Here is a 20,228-nt window from a genome sequence, read left to right on the forward strand (position 1 = left end):
GGCATGCAAGGCATGAGAGTGGTGAGCATCGACATTAGTTTGCTTTGGGTGTGCATGGCTTGCCATCGCCGCCTTGCTCTTGGCACTCTGGCATGAGGTCGCGGCCTCACAGGCAGCGCGATGAGCCTAACAAGGCATGCCAGGCGCTTGAGCTGCGCCACGGAGAGGGCCAATGACCGATATCGATGTGCGTTTGCGTGAAGATGTCCATGTGCTGGGAGAGCTGCTCGGCGACACGATTCGTCACCAGTATGGCGATGAATTTTTGCAGAAGATCGAGGATATTCGTCACAGCGCGAAAGCTGATCGACGCAATGCCGGCGAAGAGCTCAGCTCGACCCTGGGTGATCTGGACGATGACGAACTGTTGCCGGTGGCCAGGGCATTCAACCAGTTCCTCAACCTGGCCAACATGGCCGAGCAATACCAGTTGATACGACGCCGCGATGCCGACCAGCCCGAGCCCTTCGAGGCCCGCGTGCTGCCGGAGCTGCTGGCCCGCCTCAAGCAGGCCGGCCATGACGATCAGGACCTGGCGCGGCAGTTGGCTGGCCTGGATATCCAGCTGGTGCTCACGGCGCACCCTACCGAAGTCTCGCGGCGTACCCTGATCCAGAAGTACGACGCCATCGCCGCCCAGCTGGCTGCCCAGGATCATCGCGACCTGACCCCCGCCGAAACCGCGCAGATCCGCGACCGCTTGCGCCGTCTGATTGCCGAGGCCTGGCATACCGAGGAAATCCGCCGTACACGCCCCACGCCCGTGGATGAGGCCAAATGGGGCTTCGCCGTGATCGAGCACTCGTTGTGGCACGCCATCCCCAACCACCTGCGCAAAGTCGATCACGCCCTGCAGGAGGCGACCGGCCAGCGGCTGCCACTGACGGCGGCCCCCATCCGCTTCGCTTCGTGGATGGGCGGCGACCGGGACGGCAACCCCAATGTTACCGCCAAGGTCACCCGGGAAGTCCTGCTGCTGGCGCGTTGGATGGCAGCGGACCTGTTCCTGCGCGATATCGATGCGCTGGCGGCCGAGCTTTCCATGCAACAGGCCAGTACGGCCTTGCGCGAGCACGTGGGCGACAGCCCGGAGCCTTACCGTGCGCTGCTCAAGCAACTGCGCGAGCGCTTGCGGGCAACTCGCAGCTGGGCCCATTCGGCACTGTCTGCCAACGTACCGCCTGGGCCTGACGTGCTGGTGGACAACCGCGAGCTGGTTGCACCGTTGCAATTGTGTCACCAGTCGCTGCATGACTGCGGCATGGGCATCATCGCCGATGGCCCGCTGCTGGACTGCCTGCGCCGGGCCGTGACCTTCGGCCTCTTCCTGGTCAGGCTGGACGTGCGCCAAGACGCCGCGCGTCACCGTGATGCGCTGAGCGAAATCACCGAGTACCTAGGCATGGGCCGGTATGCCGACTGGGATGAGGAACAGCGTATCGACTTCCTGGAACAGGAGCTGGCCAACCGTAGGCCGCTGCTGCCAGCCCACTTCGAGCCTCAGGACGAGACGGCCGAGGTGTTGGCCACCTGCCGGGAGATCGCCGCGGCGCCAGGCGCCTCGCTGGGCTCGTACGTGATTTCGATGGCAGGTGCTGCGTCGGACGTGCTGGCGGTGCAATTGCTGCTCAAGGAAACCGGCCTGACCCGTCCGATGCGGGTGGTGCCGCTGTTCGAAACCCTGGCTGACCTGGATAACGCGGGCCCGGTGATGCAGCGTCTGCTGGCGCTGCCCAGTTATCGCGCCGGCCTGCATGGCCCTCAGGAGGTCATGATCGGCTATTCCGATTCGGCCAAGGATGCGGGCACCACGGCCGCGGCCTGGGCCCAGTACCGCGCCCAGGAAAGCCTGGTGCGCATTTGCGCCGAGCACCAGGTCGAGTTGCTGCTGTTCCATGGCCGGGGCGGTACGGTGGGGCGCGGCGGCGGCCCGGCTCACGCCGCCATTTTGTCGCAACCGCCGGGTTCGGTCGCCGGGCGGTTCCGCACCACCGAACAGGGGGAGATGATCCGCTTCAAGTTCGGCTTGCCTGGCATTGCCGAGCAGAACCTCAACCTGTATCTGGCCGCCGTGCTCGAAGCCACGCTGCTGCCACCGCCGCCCCCGCAGCCGGCCTGGCGCGACCTCATGGATCAGATGGCTGCCGATGGGGTCAAGGCCTACCGCGACGTGGTGCGTGAGCACCCGGACTTCGTCGAGTACTTCCGCCAGTCGACCCCCGAGCAGGAGTTGGGGCGCCTGCCGCTGGGCAGTCGCCCGGCCAAGCGACGTGCCGGCGGTATCGAAAGCCTGCGCGCCATCCCCTGGATCTTCGGCTGGACCCAGACTCGACTGATGCTCCCAGCCTGGCTGGGTTGGGAGACGGCACTGAACAACGCGCTAGCTGCCGGGCAGGGCCCGTTGCTTGCGCAGATGCGCGAGCAGTGGCCGTTCTTCCGCACGCGCATCGACATGCTGGAGATGGTGCTGGCCAAAGCCGATGCCCAAATTGCAGAGGCCTACGACCAACGTCTGGTGCAACCGCACCTGCTACCTTTAGGTACACAGCTGCGCGACCTATTGTCGCAGTCGTGCCAGGTCGTGCTGAGCCTGACCGGGCAGCAGGTGCTACTGGCGCATAGCCCCGAAACCCTGGAATTCATCCGCCTGCGCAACACCTACCTGGACCCGCTGCATCGGCTACAGGCAGAACTGCTGGCGCGTTCGCGTGACCGCCAGGCCGCTCTGGACAGCCCGCTGGAGCAGGCGTTGCTGGTGACCATCGCCGGTATCGCCGCGGGGCTGCGCAACACCGGTTGAGGGGAGGGGGCGGGGCTGCTTCAGAAAGGTGCAGGGGGGCATCGAACAGCGACGGCACGGGGGTTGCGCTGGGCGCAACCACTGACCCGCTCGACCTGAAGTGGTGCATTCATGCAACTTTGGGACGCTTGTCGGGCTGGCAGGCGCTGTGTATCTTGAGCAGCCTTCTGACCGATTCATGGTCATACCTAATTTCCGGACTTGGCCCTGGTTGCCGAATCCATTGAATTGCATACAAAAATTTGAGGAGCACAAGATGCGCGTAATTCTGCTGGGAGCTCCCGGGGCCGGTAAAGGTACTCAGGCAAAGTTCATCACCGAAAAGTTCGGTATTCCACAGATCTCCACCGGTGACATGCTGCGTGCGGCGGTCAAGGCCGGCACGCCCCTGGGCCTGGAGCTGAAAAAAGTCATGGATGCCGGCCAACTGGTCTCCGACGAGTTGATCATCAGCCTGGTCAAAGAGCGCATCGCCCAGCCTGATTGCGCCAACGGCTGCCTGTTCGACGGTTTCCCCCGCACTATCCCGCAGGCAGAGGCCATGGTCGCTGCGGGCGTGGACATTGATGCCGTGGTCGAGATCGCCGTGGACGACGAAGAGATCGTTGGCCGCATGGCAGGCCGTCGTGTGCACCTGGCCTCGGGCCGTACCTACCATATCCAGTACAACCCGCCGAAAATCGAAGGCAAGGACGATGTCACTGGCGAAGACCTGATCCAGCGCGATGACGACAAGGAAGAAACCGTTCGCCATCGCCTGTCGGTCTACCACAGCCAGACCAAGCCACTGGTAGACTTCTACCAGAAGCTGTCGGCGGGCAACGGTGGCAAGCCCAAGTACAGCCACATCGAAGGTGTGGGCTCGGTAGAAGCGATCACTGCCAAGGTACTGGCCGCGCTGAGCTGATCGGCACGTTGTCATTGAACGACGGCCCGCTTGCGGGCCGTTGTCGTTTTTGGCCTTGTGCGGTGTGGGCGTATCCCCGGCAGCCCACACGGCGGCCCTTTGGGACACGAAGGCGCGGCTGCTCTATACTCGCGCTCTTTCCCACTCACACCTGGATACCTGTTCGATGACCACCTTGTTGGCCCTGGATACCGCCACCGAAGCCTGTTCCGTTGCACTGCTGCATAACGGTGAGGTAACCAGCCATTACGAGGTGATCCCACGCATGCATGCCCAGAAGTTGCTGCCAATGATCAAGCAACTGCTGGCCGAATCCGGCGTAGCCCTGGGCACGGTCGATGCCATTGCGTTCGGCCGTGGCCCGGGTGCGTTCACTGGTGTGCGCATTGCCATCGGCGTGGTGCAGGGGCTGGCTTTCGCCCTGGAGCGGCCCGTGTTGCCGGTGTCCAATCTCGCAGCGCTGGCCCAGGGCGCACTGCGTCAACAGGGTGCCCAGCAAGTGGCCGCCGCCATCGATGCGCGTATGGACGAAGTGTACTGGGGCTGCTATCAGGCCGTAGCCGGGGAAATGCGCCTGCAAGGTGCTGAAGCGGTGCTGCCACCCGAATGTGTGGCGTTGCCAGCAGGGGCGCAAGGACCATGGTTCGGAGCAGGTACGGGTTGGGGCTATGCCGAGCGCCTGGCGGTCACTGCTGACGCAAGCGACCCCTCGGCCTTGCCCAGTGCCCTTGATGTGCTGAGCCTGGCGCGCTTTGCCTGGGCCCGGGGTGAAGCCATCGCAGCTGAGCAGGCTCAGCCGATTTACCTGCGCGATAACGTGGCAACGCCCAAAAAGCAGTAAGGCTGTTCGTCGGGCACGCTCGATAGTGCTACAACCTTTTGCATAAAGTGTGGTCAAGTTCTCAACCGAGCATTAGCGGCGGGCCATCAATGCTGCTAAATTGCCATCATTGGTCCTGGGTGCTCATGCCATGCGTGTCGACGGTTTCTCATCACAGTCCTTTCCGATCAAGCGCACGCCGCGCAAGGCAGCGGTGCATGATGACGTGGCCGATGATGGCGAACTGGTGGAAGAGATCGCCATGGCAGCCCAGGAGCCTGCTGCTCGTCGCCGTACCGGGACGCTGCCAGCCCGTCAGCAGGACATGGTGTTCCCCCGCGCCCGTGACCGGCGCACCGCCTCGGCACTCGCCAGTTACCTGAGCACAGCGGGCTTTACCGACTGGGACATGGAAGTACTGGGGCTAGACCTGTACATTTGACGGATGAGCCTGCCGTCCATCCCCTATTTCATTGGCTGCCCCTCGTGGAGCGAAAACGCCTGGCGTGAGTACCTGTACCCTGCCGACGCCAGCGCCGCGCAGATGCTTGGGCTGTACAGCCAGGTCTTCAATGCCGTCGAAGGCAATACCACGTTCTATGCCAGGCCATCGCCTGCCACGGTGGTCCGGTGGGCGGCAACGATGCCAGCGCATTTTCGCTTCACGGCCAAGTTCCCCCGCGACATCAGCCACGGTGGCGACCTGCGCGACCATCTCGAACCTGCCTTTGACTTCATTCGCCTGATGGCGCCGCTCGGGCCGCGCGTGTCCCCTTACTGGCTGCAGTTGCCCGCTTCGTACGGCCCGGGGCGACTGGCAGAGCTGAGCCAGTTCCTGCAGCAGGTGGGTGTAAACGTTGCAGTGGAGGTGCGCCATCCGGCGTTCTTCGCCAAGGGCGAGGATGAACGCGCGCTCAACCGCCTGCTGGCCGACTTGGGTGTCGAGCGGGTGTGTCTCGATCCCAGGGCGCTGTTCAGCTGTACCTCCACTGACCCCGCCATCGTGCATGCCCAGTCCAAGAAGCCCAACGTTCCGCCGCGACCAGCCGCGTTCAGTCAGCGTCCGCAGGTGCGCTTCATCGGCCATCCGGCGCTTGAGTACAACGAACCCTTCCTGACCCCTTGGGTGGACAAGTTGGCTGCGTGGATCGAAGAGGGGCGCAGCCCGTACATCTTCTTGCACACTGCTGACAACCGCCTGGCGGCCGCGTTGGCGCAACGTTTCCACCAGCGGCTCATGCTACGCCTGCCCGGGCTGGCCGCACTGCCGGAATTGCCGCGAGCGCCGGAGGTCGAACAGCTGGGCCTGCTCTGATTTCTTCCCCATTGCCGGAGTGCTTGATCATGGATGTGCAAACCCTGCGAGCCGAAGCCTTCAAGGCCTTGCATCAACGCGATGGCGCCTTCGTCATGGCCAACCCCTGGGACGCCGGTTCAGCCAAGCTGCTGGCCAGCCTGGGTTTTGAGGCCTTGGCCAGCACCAGCGCCGGGCTTGCCTTCAGCCTGGGGCGCCCGGATGCCGAAGGGGCGCTAAGCCTCGATGACGTGCTGGACAACGCAGGCGAAATCGTCGACGCCACCGCATTGCCAGTGGCTGCGGACCTTGAGAACGGCTTCGGGGATCTGCCCGAGGATTGCGCCCAGGCCATTCTGCGCGCTGCTGAAGCAGGGCTGGTCGGTGGCTCCATCGAGGACGCCAGTGGCCGCGCCGCGTCACCTATCTACGACAAGGGCCTTGCGGTGGAGCGTGTTCGTGCTGCCGTGCAGGCGGCGCGCAGCCTGCCTTTTCCCTTCACCTTGTGCGCGCGCGCGGAAAACCTGCTGCACGGGCGCCAGGACCTGGACGACACCATCGAGCGCCTGCAGGCTTTCGCCGAGGCGGGCGCCGATGTGCTCTACGCCCCTGGGCTGCGTACGGCCGAGGAAGTGCGGGCAGTGGTGCAGGCGCTGGCGCCTCGCCCAGTGAACGTGCTGATGGGCATGGCGGGGGTGCCGTTATGCGTCAACCAGCTTCAGGACCTGGGTGTACGGCGCGTTAGCGTCGGTTCGTCGATGGCGCGTGCGGCCTTTGGCGCCTTACAGCGGGCTGCGCAGGAAATCCGTGAACAGGGTACGTTTGGCTACGCCGAGCAGGCCTTGCCGTTCGATCAGCTCAATGAGCTGTTCCGCCGCGGATGAAAGTCGTTCTGCTGCTTCTGGGCGTGCTGGTGCTGGCCGCCGGCCAGGCGTGGCACCTGGGCTGGCGCCCGCCTGCGCAGTGGAACCCGCTTGCCCCCTTGGACGTCAGCCAGCCGCCCAACTGGCTGACTGGCTTCAAGCTCAAGCGTCTGCGCGACGACCCGGCGCTTTGCCAACAGGCGCTTCAAAGCAGTCAACTGCGCTACCGGGCGCAGGCTGACAGCCCAGCCTCGGCCAAATGCCCACTGAGCAATGTCTGGCGTATCGAAGGTGGGCAGGCCCGCTTGAGCAGCAGTTTCCTGGCCAGCTGCCCGCTGGCGGTCGCCTACGCCCTGTTCGAGCGCCACGGCCTGCAGCCGGTGGCTCAGCGCGTGCTGGGCCAGTCGGTGGTGCAGGTCGATCACCTGGGTAGCTTTGCCTGCCGCAACGTCTACAACCGCAAGGCAGGGCGCTTGAGCCAGCATGCCAGCGCCAACGCCCTGGACATTGCAGGTTTTCGTCTGCGGGACGGCCAACGCATCGTCCTGGCGCGCGACTGGCAGGGGACCGGGGACAAGGCGATGTTCTTGCGTGAGGTACGTCAGGCGGCGTGCGAGCACTTCAGCACGGTGCTGGGGCCGGAGTACAATGCTGCGCACCGCGATCACTTTCATGTAGACATGGGCCGTTGGCAGGTGTGCCGTTAGCCTCAGGCGTAAGCGCGCACGTTGTTCAACACCACTGGGCGCGCCCAGTGCATGTCGAAGGCCAGGTCGTGCTGCTGGCGTGCCAGGGTCGGTTCATCGAACGGTTCGGGGGCCGGGTCCAGCAAAGTGCTGTCGAACTCGGCGATCGGCAGGAACAGAGGCCGTGGTGCAGGGCCGGGACCCGGTTCAGCTAAGGGTTGGCCCTGACGGGCGACCACGGGCCGAACCCAACTGTTGTCGATATCAAGCTGACGCTGCTGCTCGATCATTTCCAGCGCACCGAACGGCTCGGGGGCGGGCGGCAGCAGGTTGGCCTCCAGTTCGGCCTTGGGCAGGAACAACGGCTCGGGTGGCGCGACCACGGTGTCTTGCACCGGGCAGGCGCGTTGCGCGTCGATCAAGGCCAGGGCACGGGCGCCGCCGACAGGTTCTCCGCTGGCCTGGTCGTACTGCACGAATGACTGGCTGACGCTGTCGACGGGCGTTTCAGATTGCTCCGCCATTGCCCGGGCGAAGAAATCCTGCCACAGGTGGCTGACGCCCCCCAGTGCCTGGGTGTTGTGCTGACTGTAGTTGTCGACAGGCGACAGGTAGGTCAAGCCGATAGGAAGAATTTCTGACATGGCAGTCGCGCGCGTTGTGCTCTGGCAGAATAGCGGGATATTGCCTGTATCGGCCGCGTTGGCCGGTTCATTAAGGGCCAGGTTGTTTTTTTCAGGTGTGAGCGATGCAAGAGCAAGGCGTGGGGATCAGGGTCGAGGCGATGTCCGAGGAGTATGCGGGCCAGGCGCAGGCATGGGCGCAGCGCTTGGGCTTGCCCTTGCAGGATGACGACGCGCAGTTCGCCGTTCAGCTGGGCCCCGAGGGTTTGCAGGTCCAGCAGTTGGGGCCCCAGGCCCCCGGCCCGGTGCGGGTCGACTTCGTCGAAGGCCAGGCTGCCCACCGGCGCCAGTTCGGCGGTGGCAACGGGCAGATGATCGCCAAGGCCGTGGGCATCGCCCAGGGTGTGAGGCCGGTGGTACTCGACGCTACCGCAGGGCTTGGCAAGGACGCCTTCGTGCTGGCCAGTCTGGGTTGCCACATGACCCTGATCGAGCGCCAGCCGCTTGTGGCTGCGCTACTGGAAGACGGGCTGGTGCGGGCCCGTGCCGATGAGGACGTCGGGCCAATCGTCGCGCGCATGCGCCTGCTGACGGGCAACGCCATCGAGTGCATGCGCAACTGGGAAGGCGAGCCGCCGCAGGTGATCTACCTGGACCCGATGTTTCCCCACCGGGACAAGAGCGCACTGGTGAAAAAGGAAATGCGCGTGTTCCGCCCGTTGGTCGGCGACGACCTGGACGCCCCGGCGCTGCTCGAAGCGGCGCTGGCGTTGGCGACCCACCGCGTGGTGGTCAAGCGACCGCGCAAGGCGCCGATCATCGACGGACCCAAACCCAGCCACGGCCTTGAGGGCAAGTCGAGCCGCTATGACATCTACCCCAAGAAGGCCTTGAAAGGCTGAGCACCGCATGAGAGTGGCCGGGCCCTGCGCCGCAGGCAACCCTGGACGACCAACGTGGGTTGTCGAGTCTGGTCCGACTCAGGGCCTGAATGCGCGCAGAAACACCTCGACCACCTCGCACACATGCGCCTCGGCCGCTTCGCCGCACAGCGGCTCGGCGCAGCCCAGCATCAGGCGGTAATCCGGCGCGCCTTTTACCAGGCAGAAGAAATGCTCCGCTGCCCTGAGCGGGTCATCGATCCGCAACAGCCCGCGCTCGTCGGCCCCGCGCAGCAAGGCCTCCATTCCCGCCAGCACCCGCTTGGGCCCGGCCTCGTAGAAATACTCGCCAAAGCCTGGATCGCTATTGCCCTGGGCCATGATCAGGCGACTGAGTTTGACGGCTTCGTCACTGCTGATCAGGGCCTGGAAACTGCGGGCGATGGTCAAGAGCACTTCTTCTATCGGCGCGTGCTCGGGGTATTCGAACAGTTGATCGGGCAACTGCAACTGACACGTGGCCATGACCGCCGAGCAGAACAGTGTCTGTTTGTCGGTGAAGTGGCTGTACACCGTCAGCTTCGATACACCCGCTGCCGCCGCGACCGCATCCATGCTGGTACTTGCGTAACCCAGGCTCAGAAACAGCGACTTGGCCGCTTCGAGAATGGCCTGGCGCTTGGCAAGGTCCTTTGGGCGGCCTGGGCCGCTGGAGACGTCGTTGGACATTGGGATCTGCATCTGCCTTGAAGGTTGCCTATCTTATACGGCTTGGGCGTGGCTCGCTGTTCTTGACCGCAATAGCGCGCAAACGCTCCAAAAAAACCTCGGGACGCTCTTCCCGTGCCTTGATGGCTGACTTACTATACCGGCCAGTTCAAATATTCGATCAGCATTTTGCGAAGGGATTCCCGATGTTGCCCCGTGCCCTCAGCCTTGCCCTGCCCATGGTCCTCTTGATGCTTACGGCGTGCAATCAGGAACCTGCATTACCTGCGGTGGTTCGCCCTGCTTTGGTGGTTCAGCCGCGGCCAGCCGAGGCGATGGCCGATAACTACCCAGGCGAGGTGAGGGCGCGACTGGAGCCGGAACTGGCTTTTCGCATTGGTGGCAAGGTCAGCAAGCGGCTTGTCGAAGAAGGGCAACGGGTCAAGCTCAACCAGCCGCTGGCTGAACTGGACCCGCAGGATGTGCGCCTGCAGTTGGAGGCTAACCGCGCGCAGGTAGCCGGTGCCGAGGCCAACCTGGCGCTGGTGCGCACCGAGCGTGACCGTTACCAGAAGTTGCTCGACAAGCAGATGATCAGCCACTCGCAGTACGACAACGCCGAAAACCTCTATCGCGCTGGGGTCGCCCGGCTCAAGCAGGCCAAGGCCGAGTTCGACGTGGCGGGTAACCAGGCCGACTACGCTGTGTTGCGCGCGCCTCAGGCAGGGGTGATAGCCAGGCGCCTGGTCGAAGTCGGTCAAGTCGTCGCTGCGGGTCAGACGGTATTGACCTTGGCAGCTGACGGCGAGCGCGAAGTGGCCATCGCCGTCCCCGAGCAGCAATACGCCCGCTTCGCCGTGGGCCAACCGGTCACCGTGGAGCTGTGGTCGCACCCGGGGCGGCGCTTCGAGGGGCGGATCCGCGAGCTGTCGCCGGCCGCCGATCCGCGCTCCAGAACCTACGCGGCTCGGGTTGCCTTTACCTCCAACGAGGTGCCGGCAACGCTGGGGCAGAGCGCCAGGGTATTGGTCGCCCACCCAGGGCAGGTGCCGTTGTCGGTTCCCCTGTCGGCCGTCACGGCTGAAGCCGGCCAGGCGTACGTCTGGCGGGTCACTGGCGAGCACCGTGTGCAGCGGGTCACGGTGCAGCTTGGCGCCTATGGGACTGACAGCGTGCCTGTGCTCGCGGGGCTTGCGGCTGACGACTGGGTGGTGGCAGCCGGCGGTCATGTGCTGCGCGAAGGCCAGCAGGTGCGACCCGTGGACCGCGCCAACCGTACAGTCGACCTGACGGGCAAGGAGTAACTCGGGATGGGTTTCAACCTCTCTGCCTGGGCGCTGCGCAACCGCCAGATCGTACTCTTTTTGATGATACTGCTCGCGGGCGTTGGCGCGCTGTCCTACACCAAGCTGGGTCAGAGCGAAGACCCGCCCTTCACCTTCAAGGCCATGGTCATCCGCACCCTGTGGCCCGGCGCCACCGCTGAGGAGGTGGCGCGCCAGGTCACGGAGCGCATCGAGAAAAAGCTCATGGAAACCGGCGAGTACGAAAAGATCGTCTCGTTCTCGCGCCCCGGTGAATCGCAGGTGACCTTCATGGCCCGCGACTCTCTGCACTCGGCCGATATCCCCACATTGTGGTACCAGATACGCAAGAAGGTCGCCGACATCCGCCACACGCTGCCACCCGAGGTGCAGGGCCCGTTCTTCAACGATGAGTTCGGCACCACGTTCGGCAACATCTATGCGCTGACTGGGCCGGGTTTCGACTACGCGGTCCTTAAGGACTATGCGGACCGTATTCAGATCCAGCTGCAGCGGGTCAAGGATGTGGGCAAGGTCGAGCTGATCGGTTTGCAGGACGAGAAGATCTGGATCGAACTGTCCAACGTCAAGCTGGCCACCCTCGGCATCCCTTTGCAGGCGGTGCAGCAGGCGTTGCAGGAGCAGAATGCGGTGAGCACGGCCGGGTTCTTCGAAACGCCCAGCGAACGTGTGCAACTGCGGGTCAGTGGGCGATTCGACAGTGTCGAGCAGATTCGCCAGTTGCCACTGCGCGTGGGCGAGCGCACGTTTCGCCTGGGCGATGTGGCGCGCGTGTACCGGGGCTACAACGATCCGCCTGCGCCGCGGATGCGCTTCATGGGCGAAGACGCCATCGGCCTGGCGGTGTCGATGAAGGATGGGGGTGACATCCTGACCTTGGGCAAGGCCCTGGAAGCGGAATTCGAGCGTCTGGCCCGCGGCTTGCCGGCCGGCTTGTCGCTGCGCAAGGTGTCCGACCAGCCCGCTGCGGTGAAGGCAGGGGTTGGCGAGTTCGTCCAGGTGCTGTGCGAGGCGCTGGTGATCGTGTTGTTGGTCAGTTTCTTTTCGCTGGGCGTGCGCACGGGGTTGGTGGTGGCGCTGGCCATCCCCCTGGTGCTGGCCATGACCTTCGCCGCCATGTACTACTTTGGCATCGGCCTGCACAAGATCTCACTGGGTGCGCTGGTGCTCGCCCTGGGGTTGCTGGTCGATGACGCCATCATTGCCGTGGAGATGATGGCGATCAAGATGGAGCAGGGCTTCGACCGCCTGAAAGCGGCAAGCTATGCGTGGACCAGCACGGCATTCCCCATGCTGACCGGCACCCTGATCACCGCAGCCGGGTTCCTGCCCATTGCCACGGCTGCCTCCAGCACCGGCGAGTACACACGGTCGATCTTCCAGGTGGTGACCATTGCGTTGCTCACCTCCTGGGTGGCCGCCGTGCTCTTCGTGCCCTACCTGGGCGAGCGGTTGCTGCCGGATCTGGCCAAGCGACACGCCGCTCGCCACGGTAACGGCGGCGCTGCACCGGACCCGTATGCCACGCCCTTCTACCAGCGTGTGCGCCGTGTGGTGGCATGGTGCGTGCGGCGCCGCAAGACCGTTATCGTGCTGACCATCGCCGCGTTCGTGGGCAGCGTGTTCCTGTTTCGCTTCGTACCGCAGCAGTTCTTCCCGGCCTCCGGGCGTCCTGAGCTGATGGTCGACCTGAAGCTTGCCGAAGGCGCATCGCTGGTCAACACGGGCGAGAAAGTCCGGCAGCTTGAGCAGTTGCTCAAGCAGCAACAGGGCATCGTCAACTATGTCGCCTATGTCGGTTCAGGGTCGCCGCGCTTTTATTTGCCTTTGGATCAGCAACTGCCCGCTGCCAGCTTCGCCCAATTCGTGGTATTGGCCGACTCCATGCAAGCACGCGAAGACTTGCGCAGTTGGCTGATCAGCACGGTCGAGCAGCAGTTCCCTGATCTGCGCGCGCGCGTCACCCGGTTGGAAAACGGCCCACCGGTGGGCTACCCCGTGCAGTTCCGAGTGACAGGCGAGCACATCGAACAAGCACGCGCCCTGGCCCGGGAAGTGGCAGAAAAGGTGCGGGAGAACCCCCATGTGGTCAATGTGCACCTGGACTGGGAAGAGCCCAGCAAAGCCGTGTTCGTGGAAATCGACCAGGACCGCGCCCGCGCCTTGGGCGTCAGCACCCGCCAGTTGTCCAGTTTCCTGCAAAGCTCGCTCACAGGCACCGCGGTCAGCCAGTACCGCGAAGACGATGAGCTGATCGAAATCCTGCTGCGAGGCACCTCACAGGAACGCAACGACCTGAGCCAGCTCGCCAGCTTGTCGCTGCCCACGGACAACGGGCGTAGCGTGGCCCTGTCACAGGTGGCCACGCTGACCTACGGCTTCGAGGAAGGCATCATCTGGCACCGCGACCGTCTGCCGACGGTGACCGTGCGGGCCGATATCTACGACAAGGTACAGCCGGCCACTGTGGTCAAGCAGGTACAGCCTACCTTGCAAGGCATCCGGGCCAAGTTGCCCGATGGCTATCTGCTAGAGGTGGGTGGCACGGTGGAAGATGCCGAACGTGGGCAGAAATCGGTGAATGCCGGCATGCCGTTGTTCATCGTGGTCGTGTTGAGCCTGCTGATGATTCAGCTGCGCAGTTTTTCTCGCACGGTCATGGTCTTTCTGACGGCGCCGCTGGGCTTGATTGGCGTGACCCTGTTCCTGCTGGTGTTCAACCAGCCGTTCGGGTTCGTCGCCATGCTGGGGACCATTGCCCTGGCGGGCATGATCATGCGCAACTCGGTCATTCTGGTGGACCAGATCGAGCAGGATATCGCATCCGGGCTGGGGCGCTGGCAGGCCATCGTCGAAGCCACGGTGCGCCGTTTCCGGCCTATCGTGCTGACGGCCTTGGCGGCCGTGCTAGCCATGATCCCGTTGTCGCGCAGCGTGTTCTACGGGCCAATGGCCGTGGCGATCATGGGCGGGCTGATCGTCGCCACCGCCTTGACCCTGCTGTTTCTGCCGGCGTTGTACGCCGCCTGGTTCAAGGTCAGGGAACGCGACTAGCGGCCTTTTTGCTGCGGTGTAAAAAGGGCCCGCGGCGGGGCCCCTTTCAGGTAGCGATCAGAGTGCGCCAAATACCTTCTTGGCCAGGCTCGTGGCGGCCTGGGCAGGGTTCTGCCGAATGCTCTGCTCCTGCTTGGCGATCATCTCGAACAAACCGTCCATTGCCTTTTCCGTCACGTAGTTCTCGATGTTGGCGTCATTCTTGATCAGCCCCAGGCCTTTGGCCTGTGCGGCGAAGGCGTTGTACTGCTGGGCCACGCCGACCTGGTCGGTCGCTTGCTTGACGATTGGCAGGAACTTGGCACGGATCTGCTCGCGGCTGCTTTTGTTCAGGTACTGGGTGGCCGAATCCTGACCGCCGCTTAGAATGCCCTTGGCATCGGTCACGGTCATGTTTCTCACGGCGTTGACGAGAATCGCCTGGGCCTGCGGCACGGCCGCCTCAGCGGCCTTGTTCATGCCGGCTTCGAGCGCGTCCACCTGGTCGCCTTTGCCGAACATTTTCATGGCCTTGGCCGCCTTGCCCAGGTTGCCGGGCAGCTCGATACGCACGTCCGGGTTGTTGCTGAAGCCGCCCGGCGTGCTCAGCTGCTTGACGGCCAACTGCGCGCCTTGGGTCAGTGCGTCTTTCAGGCCACCGGTGGCGTCCTTCTGGCTGAGGTCGCCAAGCGACAGGGCAAAGGCGCTGGCCGACAGCAGCAGGCCGGCGCACAGGGTGGTCAGACGCAGGGAGGAGCGGGTCATGGCAGTGTCCTTGTATTCAGAAAAAGGTTCATAGGGTCGCCGTTGCCAGGCCATCATCCCCGTGCAGGGCAACCTGGCGGATCGACAAGCGCAACTCGGCCGACAGCACGCGCTTGGCCACGCCTTCGGCCAACCCGCCTAGCTTGTTGCTGTAGCTCAGTTTGCCGTGTGCATTCTCGCGCAGCACACCTTGGTCGATCAGCGTCTGGATGAAGTGGCGGAACAGGCTTTTGTCGAAAAATTCCGGTGCGTTCAGGCCATGCAAGATCGAAAGGCGCTGGGCCATCATCACGCACAGTGCTTCGAGCGCTTCGGCGCTCAGGGTACCTTGGCCGCTGTTGAGCAGCAGCGAAGTCGCCATGTAGAAGCGCTGCAGGGTCTGGGTGATGCTGCGCGCCAGCAGGGTCAGCAGCACGAACTGACGAGAACTGGGCGCTGCACGGACAAAGATGTCGTGGTCCTGGCGAAGCAGGCCTTGCTCGACCAGCGCGCCAAGCCACAGGTCGATCACCTCGTCCAACTGCTTAGGTTCCCAGCGCAGGAACAGCTCCGCCTGCAGGTAGGGGTACAAGGCATGGACATATTGGCCAAGCAAGGCGCGGCTCATGCGCGAGCTACTCAGGAAGAAGCTTGCCAGCAGGGCAGGCAGGGCAAAGATGTGCAGGACATTGTTGCGGTAATAGGTCATCAGTACCGCGTTGTTTTCATCCAGGTACAGAATGCGCCCAAGCGCGTCCTTCTGCTCTGCCACCAGGTCCATCCCGCGCACATGCTCGATCAGGGCCTGACCGTCGCCTTCGGGCACTGTGGTATGTGCGGAGTAGGGCACCTGGCGCATTAACGCCAGGTACAGGTCGAGCACGCGCACCAGCGCACGTTCGTCCAGGGCCAGCTTGCTGGTGGAAAGCAGGGCCAGCGCCACTAGGTTGACCGGGTTGATGGCCGCTGCGCCGTTCAGGTGCCTGGCGACGGTATCGCCCAGGCGCGTCGTGGTTTCGCTGAGCCAAGCCGGGCGGTACTGTGGCCCGTGGTCCTGGTCTCGCCAGCCGGGTTGCTGCTGGTCGAGAAAGCTGGCCAGGCGGATGGGTTCGCCGAAGTTGACGTAGACCTGGCCAAAGCGTTGCTTGAGCGCACCTAGCACTTTGAAAATGTCGAAAATGGATTCTTTCTTCTTGCTCGCCCCGCGCAACTCCCCGAGGTAGGTACGGCCTTCGAGTACGCGCTCATACCCAATGTAGACAGGCACGAACACGATCGGCGTGCGTGAGGAGCGCAGGAAGCTGCGCAGGGTGATGGCCAGCATTCCCGTGCGCGGCTGGAGCATGCGCCCGGTACGCGAGCGGCCGCCCTCGACGAAGTACTCCACCGGGAACCCTTTGGTGTACAGCGTGTGCAGGTATTCGTTGAACACGGCGGTGTAGAGCGGGTTGCCCTTGAACGACCGGCGCATGAAGAACGCGCCACCACGGCGCAACAGGTTGCCCACCACGGGCATGTTCAGGTTGATGCCGGCCGCCACATGCGGTGGTGTCAGGCCGTTCTTGAACAGCAAGTACGACAGCAGCAGGTAGTCGATATGGCTACGGTGGCAAGGGACGTAGATCACCTCGTGGCCCGGGGCGATGCCCTGGACCTGCTCGATGTGGTTGACCTTAATGCCGTCATAGATCTTGTGCCAGAACCAGCTGAGTACCACTTCGAGAAAGCGAATGGCCGTGTAGGTGTAGTCCGAGGCGATTTCGTTACCGTAGTGGTGGGCCTGTGCCTCGGCCTTGGCTTGGGGCACGTGCTCGCGCTCAGCGTGCTCGGCGATGGCCTGGCGCACCAACGGCGCATGGATCAAGCCTTTGACCAGGTTGCGTCGGTGGGAGATGTCCGGCCCGATGACCGCTGTCTTGAGGTTGCGCAGGTGCACGCGCATCAGGCGCTGGGCCATGCGCACGGTGCGGGCGTGGCCCTTGTTGTGCTGCACGAGTTCGCGCAGGTGAATCGGGGTGGAGAATTGCACCCGGGTCTTGCGTCCCAGGATCAGCACGGTCAGCAAGCGGCGCAAGCGGCCGGTCACCGCCCAGCTGTCGGCAAACAGCAGCTTCCACGGGCTCGACTCGCTGTCGGGCGATTGCCCCCAGAACACACTGACCGGAATGATCTGCGCATCTTCCTCGGCGTGCTGGCCGAGCACTTCGACCAGACGTTCCAGGGTAGGCGGGGCGCCACTTTTGTCATGGCGCCCCAGCCAGTCCGGGTCGGGGGTGAGGTAGAAGAACGCAGCCGCCTCGTGCAGGGGGCCGACGACCACTGGCAGTACCGGGCGTGGCAGCCCTGCCTTGGTGCACTCGTGGTCGAGCACCGCCAGGTCCGTCAGCGCAGGCGAAGGCAAGGCGTAGAACACAGGGCGACTGCGGTCGAGCTTGAGGGTCAGGGCTGACTGATTGATGGTTTCGGAGCGCACCCACAGGTACAAGAACCGGCGCAGAACGCCGAATACCAAGCGGTGCAGGGGAGAACGGGTCATGAAAAGAGCCCTGGTTGAGGGTGAAGAGTGCCGAGCGCAGCGATCACTGCGCGGTTAGCCCAGATAGGCCAGTCGTTCGCATTGCGCCTAGCTTGACGTGCACGTGGCCTGTCTTCAATTTTTTTATGCGCCAGCACCGATCAGGCCTGCCGCTTGCAGGAGATTTACGCACGCGGCGCTGATTCGGGGCGATTGTCTCGTGTCTGCAAGGCGATTTTCACAATAAAAATCCGGAGTAGTGCAGATGTCGTCTCGTGAGACTGGGAACGTGAAGTGGTTCAACGATGCCAAGGGCTATGGCTTCATTCAACGGGAAGGGGGCGCAGATGTCTTCGTTCACTACCGGGCCATCCGGGGTGAGGGGCATCGTAGCCTGGTCGAGGGCCAGCAGGTCGAGTATGCCTGCGTGCAGGGCCAGAAAGGCCTGCAGGCCGAGGATGTCGTGGGTCTCTGAGCGACCAGGCTCAAGCCTGAAGCTGCAAGCCGGCTGTGCTTGCAGCTTCAGGGACGCCCATCAGGGCGACGTGCGCCAGGTGATTTCCTCTTCGCCGTCGGCACTGATACGCACCCAGCGGTCAGCATCTTCCTCGCCGTCTTCCTCTACCCAGCCGCCGGGTGCACAGCGTACTTCCACACCCAGAGCCGCGTGGGCATCACGACCACAGGCGATATCATCGGCCCAGGGCGTCTGGTCGCTTTCCAGGTACAGGCTGTTCCATTTCCCTACAGCCTTGGGTAACCAAGTGACCGGAATGTTACCGGCCTGGCACTTGTAGGTCTGGCCTTTCTGCTTCCATTCGGTGCACGGGCCGATGGCCTGGGTCAGCCAGGCTGCAATCTGCTTGTGGTCGACTTCGGCGTCTTTGAGATAAATCTCGATATCAGGTTGGCGCATAACACCTCCGGGTGTGCTCATGCTTGGCGCACGAAATAGTCAAAACGCATGGAGACGGTGACCTCGAACGGTTCCGGCTGCTCGATCACGCGCGCCCGACGCTCTGCACTGGCGCGCCAGCCATGCGGGGTCATGGCGAGCAGGGCAGCGCGGGCTTGGGGTTCGGCCAGGCTCAGGCGAAATTCCAGGACCTCGCCATGGGCGTGATACATGCCCTGGGGCACCAGGGCCAGGTGCTTGTCGTCAGCATAGGGGCGCACGTGGTCGTAGAGCACTTCGCGCAGCTCCATCAGGTGGCCGCTGGTAGGGCCTACGCGCATCAGGCCACCGCCTGGGCTCAGCACACGGCTGGCTTCGGCCCAATCGAGCGGGCTGAAGACGCTGGCGATGAACTGGCAGCTGGCATCGGCCAGCGGCACGCGCGCCATGCTGGCTACCATCCAGGTGACGTCCGGTGCGCGGCGGCAGGCACGCTTGATGGCCTCGCGGGAGATATCCAGGGCGTAGCCTTGGGCATCAGGCAGTGCCTGGGCCAATTGCGCGGTGTAGTAGCCTTCGCCGCAACCGATGTCCAGCCAAGTACCTGGCTGGCGCTCGACCGCCAATTGCGCCAGCCGTCCGGCCACCGGTGCATAATGGCCAGCGTCCAGAAAATGACGGCGTGCCTCGACCATGGCCTGGTTGTCACCTGGGTCGCGACTGTTCTTGTGCTGCACCGGCAGCAGGTTCAGGTAGCCCTGGCGCGCGCGATCGAAGCGGTGGCCCGCTGGGCACACCACACCGTTGTCCAGCGGGCTCAGGGCAGCCTGGCAGAGTGGGCAGGTCAGCATCAGGCGAGCAACCGTACCAGGGTCTGGTAGTAGATTTCGGTCAGCAGGTCCAGGTCGCTGGCTAGGATGCGCTCGTCGACCTGGTGAATGGTGGCGTTGACCGGGCCGAGTTCGACCACTTGGGTGCCCATGGTGGCAATGAAGCGGCCATCGGAGGTGCCGCCGCTGGTCGAGGGTTGGGTGTCGCGGCCGGTGACGCCCTTGATGCTGGCCGAAACCGCATCGAGCAGCTCGCCCGGCTCGGTCAGGAACGGCAGGCCGGACAACGCCCACTCCACCGACCAATCCAGTTCATGCTTGTCCAGGATCGCCGAGACCCGAGCCTTCAGGCCCTCCACGGTGGACTCGGTGGAGAAGCGGAAGTTGAACAGCGCCGTCAGTTCGCCGGGCACCACGTTGGTTGCACCGGTCCCGGCGTTGAGATTGGAAATCTGGAAGCTGGTCGGGGGGAAGAAGGCGTTCCCCTGGTCCCAATGCTCGGCTGCCAGTTCGGCCAGCGCTGGCGCGGCCAGGTGGATCGGGTTGCGCGCCAGGTGCGGGTAGGCGACGTGGCCTTGCTTGCCGCGTACGGTCAGCGTGGCGCCGAGCGAGCCGCGACGGCCATTCTTGACCACATCGCCCAGCACGTTGGTGCTGGAGGGCTCGCCGACGATGCACCAGTCCAGGCGCTGGTTGCGCGCCTTGAGGCGCTCGACCACGGCCTTGGTGCCGTGATGGGCCGGGCCTTCCTCGTCACTGGTGATCAGGAAGGCAACCTGGCCCCGGTGGCCTGGGTAGTCACGCACGAAGCGTTCGCTGGCCACCACCATGCACGCCAGGCTGCCCTTCATGTCGGCCGCGCCACGGCCGCAGAGCATGCCGTCGGCATCGATCAGCGCCTGGAACGGCTCGTGTTGCCACTGCTGGACCGGGCCGGTAGGCACGACATCGGTATGGCCAGCAAAGCACAGCACCGGGCCTGCCTGGGTGCCATGGGTGGCCCAGAAATTGTCGACGTCCTCGATGCGCATCGGTTCAAGCTCGAAGCCCACGGCGCCCAGGCGCTGCATCATCTGCGCCTGGCAATCGGCGTCGATGGGGGTGACCGAGGGACGACGTATCAGGTCGCAGGCCAGTTGAAGGGTAGGCGAGAGCTCGGCAGGGGCCGTCATGGGGAACTCCGGGGCAAGGCAAGGCGGGAAAGCTGAGGGGCGTTATCTTATATCAAATGATGTCGGGCTTCACGGCCCAATCGCCGACAAGCCGGCCCCTGCACGCATTCGCACAACACGCAGTCCTTTTGC

Annotated in this window: 18 protein-coding genes; 11 read left to right on the forward strand and 7 right to left on the reverse strand. The window is 64.0% G+C overall.

Annotated features, from left to right (window positions below; genetic code table 11):
* The first annotated feature begins 172 nt into the window (after positions 1–172).
* From ppc to CRP40_RS00595, 7 genes are all read left to right on the forward strand, one after another.
* Positions 173–2,800 (forward strand): phosphoenolpyruvate carboxylase, encoded by a 2,628-nt coding sequence (gene ppc, locus CRP40_RS00565; protein ID WP_027913846.1) that lies wholly within the window; start codon positions 173–175, stop codon positions 2,798–2,800.
* A 256-nt stretch (positions 2,801–3,056) separates the two neighbouring features.
* Positions 3,057–3,707, forward strand: coding sequence for an adenylate kinase (adk, locus tag CRP40_RS00570; protein ID WP_027913847.1), 651 nt, complete (start codon positions 3,057–3,059; stop codon positions 3,705–3,707).
* 166 nt (positions 3,708–3,873) lie between these two features.
* Positions 3,874–4,548 (forward strand): tRNA (adenosine(37)-N6)-threonylcarbamoyltransferase complex dimerization subunit type 1 TsaB, encoded by a 675-nt coding sequence (tsaB, locus tag CRP40_RS00575; protein WP_027913848.1) that lies wholly within the window; start codon positions 3,874–3,876, stop codon positions 4,546–4,548.
* A 130-nt stretch (positions 4,549–4,678) separates the two neighbouring features.
* Positions 4,679–4,969: a hypothetical protein gene (locus CRP40_RS00580; protein WP_027913849.1), complete on the forward strand. Its 291-nt coding sequence runs from the start codon at positions 4,679–4,681 to the stop codon at positions 4,967–4,969.
* 3 nt (positions 4,970–4,972) lie between these two features.
* Positions 4,973–5,842: a DUF72 domain-containing protein gene (locus CRP40_RS00585; protein WP_027913850.1), complete on the forward strand. Its 870-nt coding sequence runs from the start codon at positions 4,973–4,975 to the stop codon at positions 5,840–5,842.
* Positions 5,843–5,871: 29 nt separating this feature from the next.
* Positions 5,872–6,705, forward strand: coding sequence for an isocitrate lyase/phosphoenolpyruvate mutase family protein (locus CRP40_RS00590; protein WP_027913851.1), 834 nt, complete (start codon positions 5,872–5,874; stop codon positions 6,703–6,705).
* The gene (locus CRP40_RS00595; protein ID WP_027913852.1) at positions 6,702–7,391 is read left to right on the forward strand and encodes an extensin family protein; all 690 of its coding nucleotides are present in this window, start codon (positions 6,702–6,704) and stop codon (positions 7,389–7,391) included. Before CRP40_RS00590 ends, CRP40_RS00595 begins: the two co-directional genes overlap by 4 nt.
* A gap of 2 nt (positions 7,392–7,393) precedes the next feature.
* Here the strand turns inward: CRP40_RS00595 and CRP40_RS00600 are convergent, their stop codons facing one another.
* On the reverse strand, positions 7,394–8,014 hold the full coding sequence (locus CRP40_RS00600) for a hypothetical protein (RefSeq protein ID WP_027913853.1): 621 nt from the start codon (positions 8,012–8,014) through the stop codon (positions 7,394–7,396).
* A 104-nt stretch (positions 8,015–8,118) separates the two neighbouring features.
* Between CRP40_RS00600 and CRP40_RS00605 the strand changes: the two genes are divergently transcribed.
* Positions 8,119–8,895, forward strand: coding sequence for a class I SAM-dependent methyltransferase (locus CRP40_RS00605; protein ID WP_027913854.1), 777 nt, complete (start codon positions 8,119–8,121; stop codon positions 8,893–8,895).
* A 78-nt stretch (positions 8,896–8,973) separates the two neighbouring features.
* Here CRP40_RS00605 and CRP40_RS00610 read toward each other — a convergent pair whose 3' ends face one another.
* Complete coding sequence (locus tag CRP40_RS00610; protein WP_027913855.1) at positions 8,974–9,615, reverse strand: TetR/AcrR family transcriptional regulator C-terminal domain-containing protein; 642 nt, start codon at positions 9,613–9,615, stop codon at positions 8,974–8,976.
* A 173-nt stretch (positions 9,616–9,788) separates the two neighbouring features.
* Between CRP40_RS00610 and CRP40_RS00615 the strand changes: the two genes are divergently transcribed.
* Both CRP40_RS00615 and CRP40_RS00620 read left to right on the forward strand, forming a co-directional pair.
* A complete protein-coding gene (locus tag CRP40_RS00615) occupies positions 9,789–10,886 on the forward strand; it encodes an efflux RND transporter periplasmic adaptor subunit (RefSeq protein WP_027913856.1) in 1,098 nt (365 codons plus the stop codon).
* A gap of 6 nt (positions 10,887–10,892) precedes the next feature.
* Positions 10,893–13,961 carry an efflux RND transporter permease subunit gene (locus CRP40_RS00620; protein ID WP_027913857.1) on the forward strand — a complete coding sequence of 1,023 codons (3,069 nt, stop codon included), beginning with the start codon at positions 10,893–10,895 and terminating at the stop codon, positions 13,959–13,961.
* A 57-nt stretch (positions 13,962–14,018) separates the two neighbouring features.
* Here the strand turns inward: CRP40_RS00620 and CRP40_RS00625 are convergent, their stop codons facing one another.
* A complete protein-coding gene (locus CRP40_RS00625) occupies positions 14,019–14,705 on the reverse strand; it encodes a DUF4197 domain-containing protein (RefSeq protein ID WP_027913858.1) in 687 nt (228 codons plus the stop codon).
* A 28-nt stretch (positions 14,706–14,733) separates the two neighbouring features.
* Positions 14,734–17,220: a glycerol-3-phosphate 1-O-acyltransferase PlsB gene (plsB, locus tag CRP40_RS00630; protein ID WP_027913859.1), complete on the reverse strand. Its 2,487-nt coding sequence runs from the start codon at positions 17,218–17,220 to the stop codon at positions 14,734–14,736.
* A gap of 244 nt (positions 17,221–17,464) precedes the next feature.
* Here plsB and CRP40_RS00635 point away from each other — a divergent pair, with 244 nt between their 5' ends.
* Positions 17,465–17,674 (forward strand): cold-shock protein, encoded by a 210-nt coding sequence (locus CRP40_RS00635; protein WP_023534051.1) that lies wholly within the window; start codon positions 17,465–17,467, stop codon positions 17,672–17,674.
* Between the two features lie 60 nt (positions 17,675–17,734).
* On the opposite strand, the gene CRP40_RS00640 is transcribed toward CRP40_RS00635, so the two are convergent.
* Genes CRP40_RS00640 through dapE form a run of 3 tightly spaced genes read right to left on the reverse strand, consistent with a single transcriptional unit; the run spans position 17,735 to position 20,096 of the window.
* Complete coding sequence (locus CRP40_RS00640) at positions 17,735–18,115, reverse strand: hypothetical protein (RefSeq protein ID WP_023534045.1); 381 nt, start codon at positions 18,113–18,115, stop codon at positions 17,735–17,737.
* A 17-nt stretch (positions 18,116–18,132) separates the two neighbouring features.
* Positions 18,133–18,945, reverse strand: a complete 813-nt coding sequence (locus CRP40_RS00645) for a putative RNA methyltransferase (protein ID WP_027913860.1) — start codon at positions 18,943–18,945, stop codon at positions 18,133–18,135.
* Complete coding sequence (gene dapE, locus CRP40_RS00650) at positions 18,945–20,096, reverse strand: succinyl-diaminopimelate desuccinylase (RefSeq protein WP_027913861.1); 1,152 nt, start codon at positions 20,094–20,096, stop codon at positions 18,945–18,947. The genes CRP40_RS00645 and dapE overlap by 1 nt, the downstream gene beginning before the upstream one ends.
* Positions 20,097–20,228: the final 132 nt, after the last annotated feature.

The sequence above is a fragment of the Pseudomonas sp. URMO17WK12:I9 genome (assembly GCF_900230165.1).
In the GTDB taxonomy this organism is placed as follows: Bacteria; Pseudomonadota; Gammaproteobacteria; order Pseudomonadales; family Pseudomonadaceae; genus Aquipseudomonas; species Aquipseudomonas fulva.

Bases quoted from the DNA above. Each gene is read 5' to 3' on its own strand.
- CRP40_RS00645 (WP_027913860.1), bottom strand. From the start codon at position 18,945: ATGCTGACCTGCCCACTCTGCCAGGCTGCCCTGAGCCCGCTGGACAAC.
- CRP40_RS00585 (WP_027913850.1), top strand. From the start codon at position 4,973: ATGAGCCTGCCGTCCATCCCCTATTTCATTGGCTGCCCCTCGTGGAGC.
- CRP40_RS00615 (WP_027913856.1), top strand. From the start codon at position 9,789: ATGTTGCCCCGTGCCCTCAGCCTTGCCCTGCCCATGGTCCTCTTGATG.
- CRP40_RS00620 (WP_027913857.1), top strand. From the start codon at position 10,893: ATGGGTTTCAACCTCTCTGCCTGGGCGCTGCGCAACCGCCAGATCGTA.
- CRP40_RS00580 (WP_027913849.1), top strand. From the start codon at position 4,679: ATGCGTGTCGACGGTTTCTCATCACAGTCCTTTCCGATCAAGCGCACG.
- CRP40_RS00610 (WP_027913855.1), bottom strand. From the start codon at position 9,615: ATGCAGATCCCAATGTCCAACGACGTCTCCAGCGGCCCAGGCCGCCCA.
- ppc (WP_027913846.1), top strand. From the start codon at position 173: ATGACCGATATCGATGTGCGTTTGCGTGAAGATGTCCATGTGCTGGGA.
- CRP40_RS00595 (WP_027913852.1), top strand. From the start codon at position 6,702: ATGAAAGTCGTTCTGCTGCTTCTGGGCGTGCTGGTGCTGGCCGCCGGC.
- CRP40_RS00605 (WP_027913854.1), top strand. From the start codon at position 8,119: ATGCAAGAGCAAGGCGTGGGGATCAGGGTCGAGGCGATGTCCGAGGAG.
- CRP40_RS00625 (WP_027913858.1), bottom strand. From the start codon at position 14,705: ATGACCCGCTCCTCCCTGCGTCTGACCACCCTGTGCGCCGGCCTGCTG.
- CRP40_RS00635 (WP_023534051.1), top strand. From the start codon at position 17,465: ATGTCGTCTCGTGAGACTGGGAACGTGAAGTGGTTCAACGATGCCAAG.
- plsB (WP_027913859.1), bottom strand. From the start codon at position 17,220: ATGACCCGTTCTCCCCTGCACCGCTTGGTATTCGGCGTTCTGCGCCGG.
- CRP40_RS00640 (WP_023534045.1), bottom strand. From the start codon at position 18,115: ATGCGCCAACCTGATATCGAGATTTATCTCAAAGACGCCGAAGTCGAC.
- tsaB (WP_027913848.1), top strand. From the start codon at position 3,874: ATGACCACCTTGTTGGCCCTGGATACCGCCACCGAAGCCTGTTCCGTT.
- CRP40_RS00600 (WP_027913853.1), bottom strand. From the start codon at position 8,014: ATGTCAGAAATTCTTCCTATCGGCTTGACCTACCTGTCGCCTGTCGAC.
- CRP40_RS00590 (WP_027913851.1), top strand. From the start codon at position 5,872: ATGGATGTGCAAACCCTGCGAGCCGAAGCCTTCAAGGCCTTGCATCAA.
- dapE (WP_027913861.1), bottom strand. From the start codon at position 20,096: ATGACGGCCCCTGCCGAGCTCTCGCCTACCCTTCAACTGGCCTGCGAC.
- adk (WP_027913847.1), top strand. From the start codon at position 3,057: ATGCGCGTAATTCTGCTGGGAGCTCCCGGGGCCGGTAAAGGTACTCAG.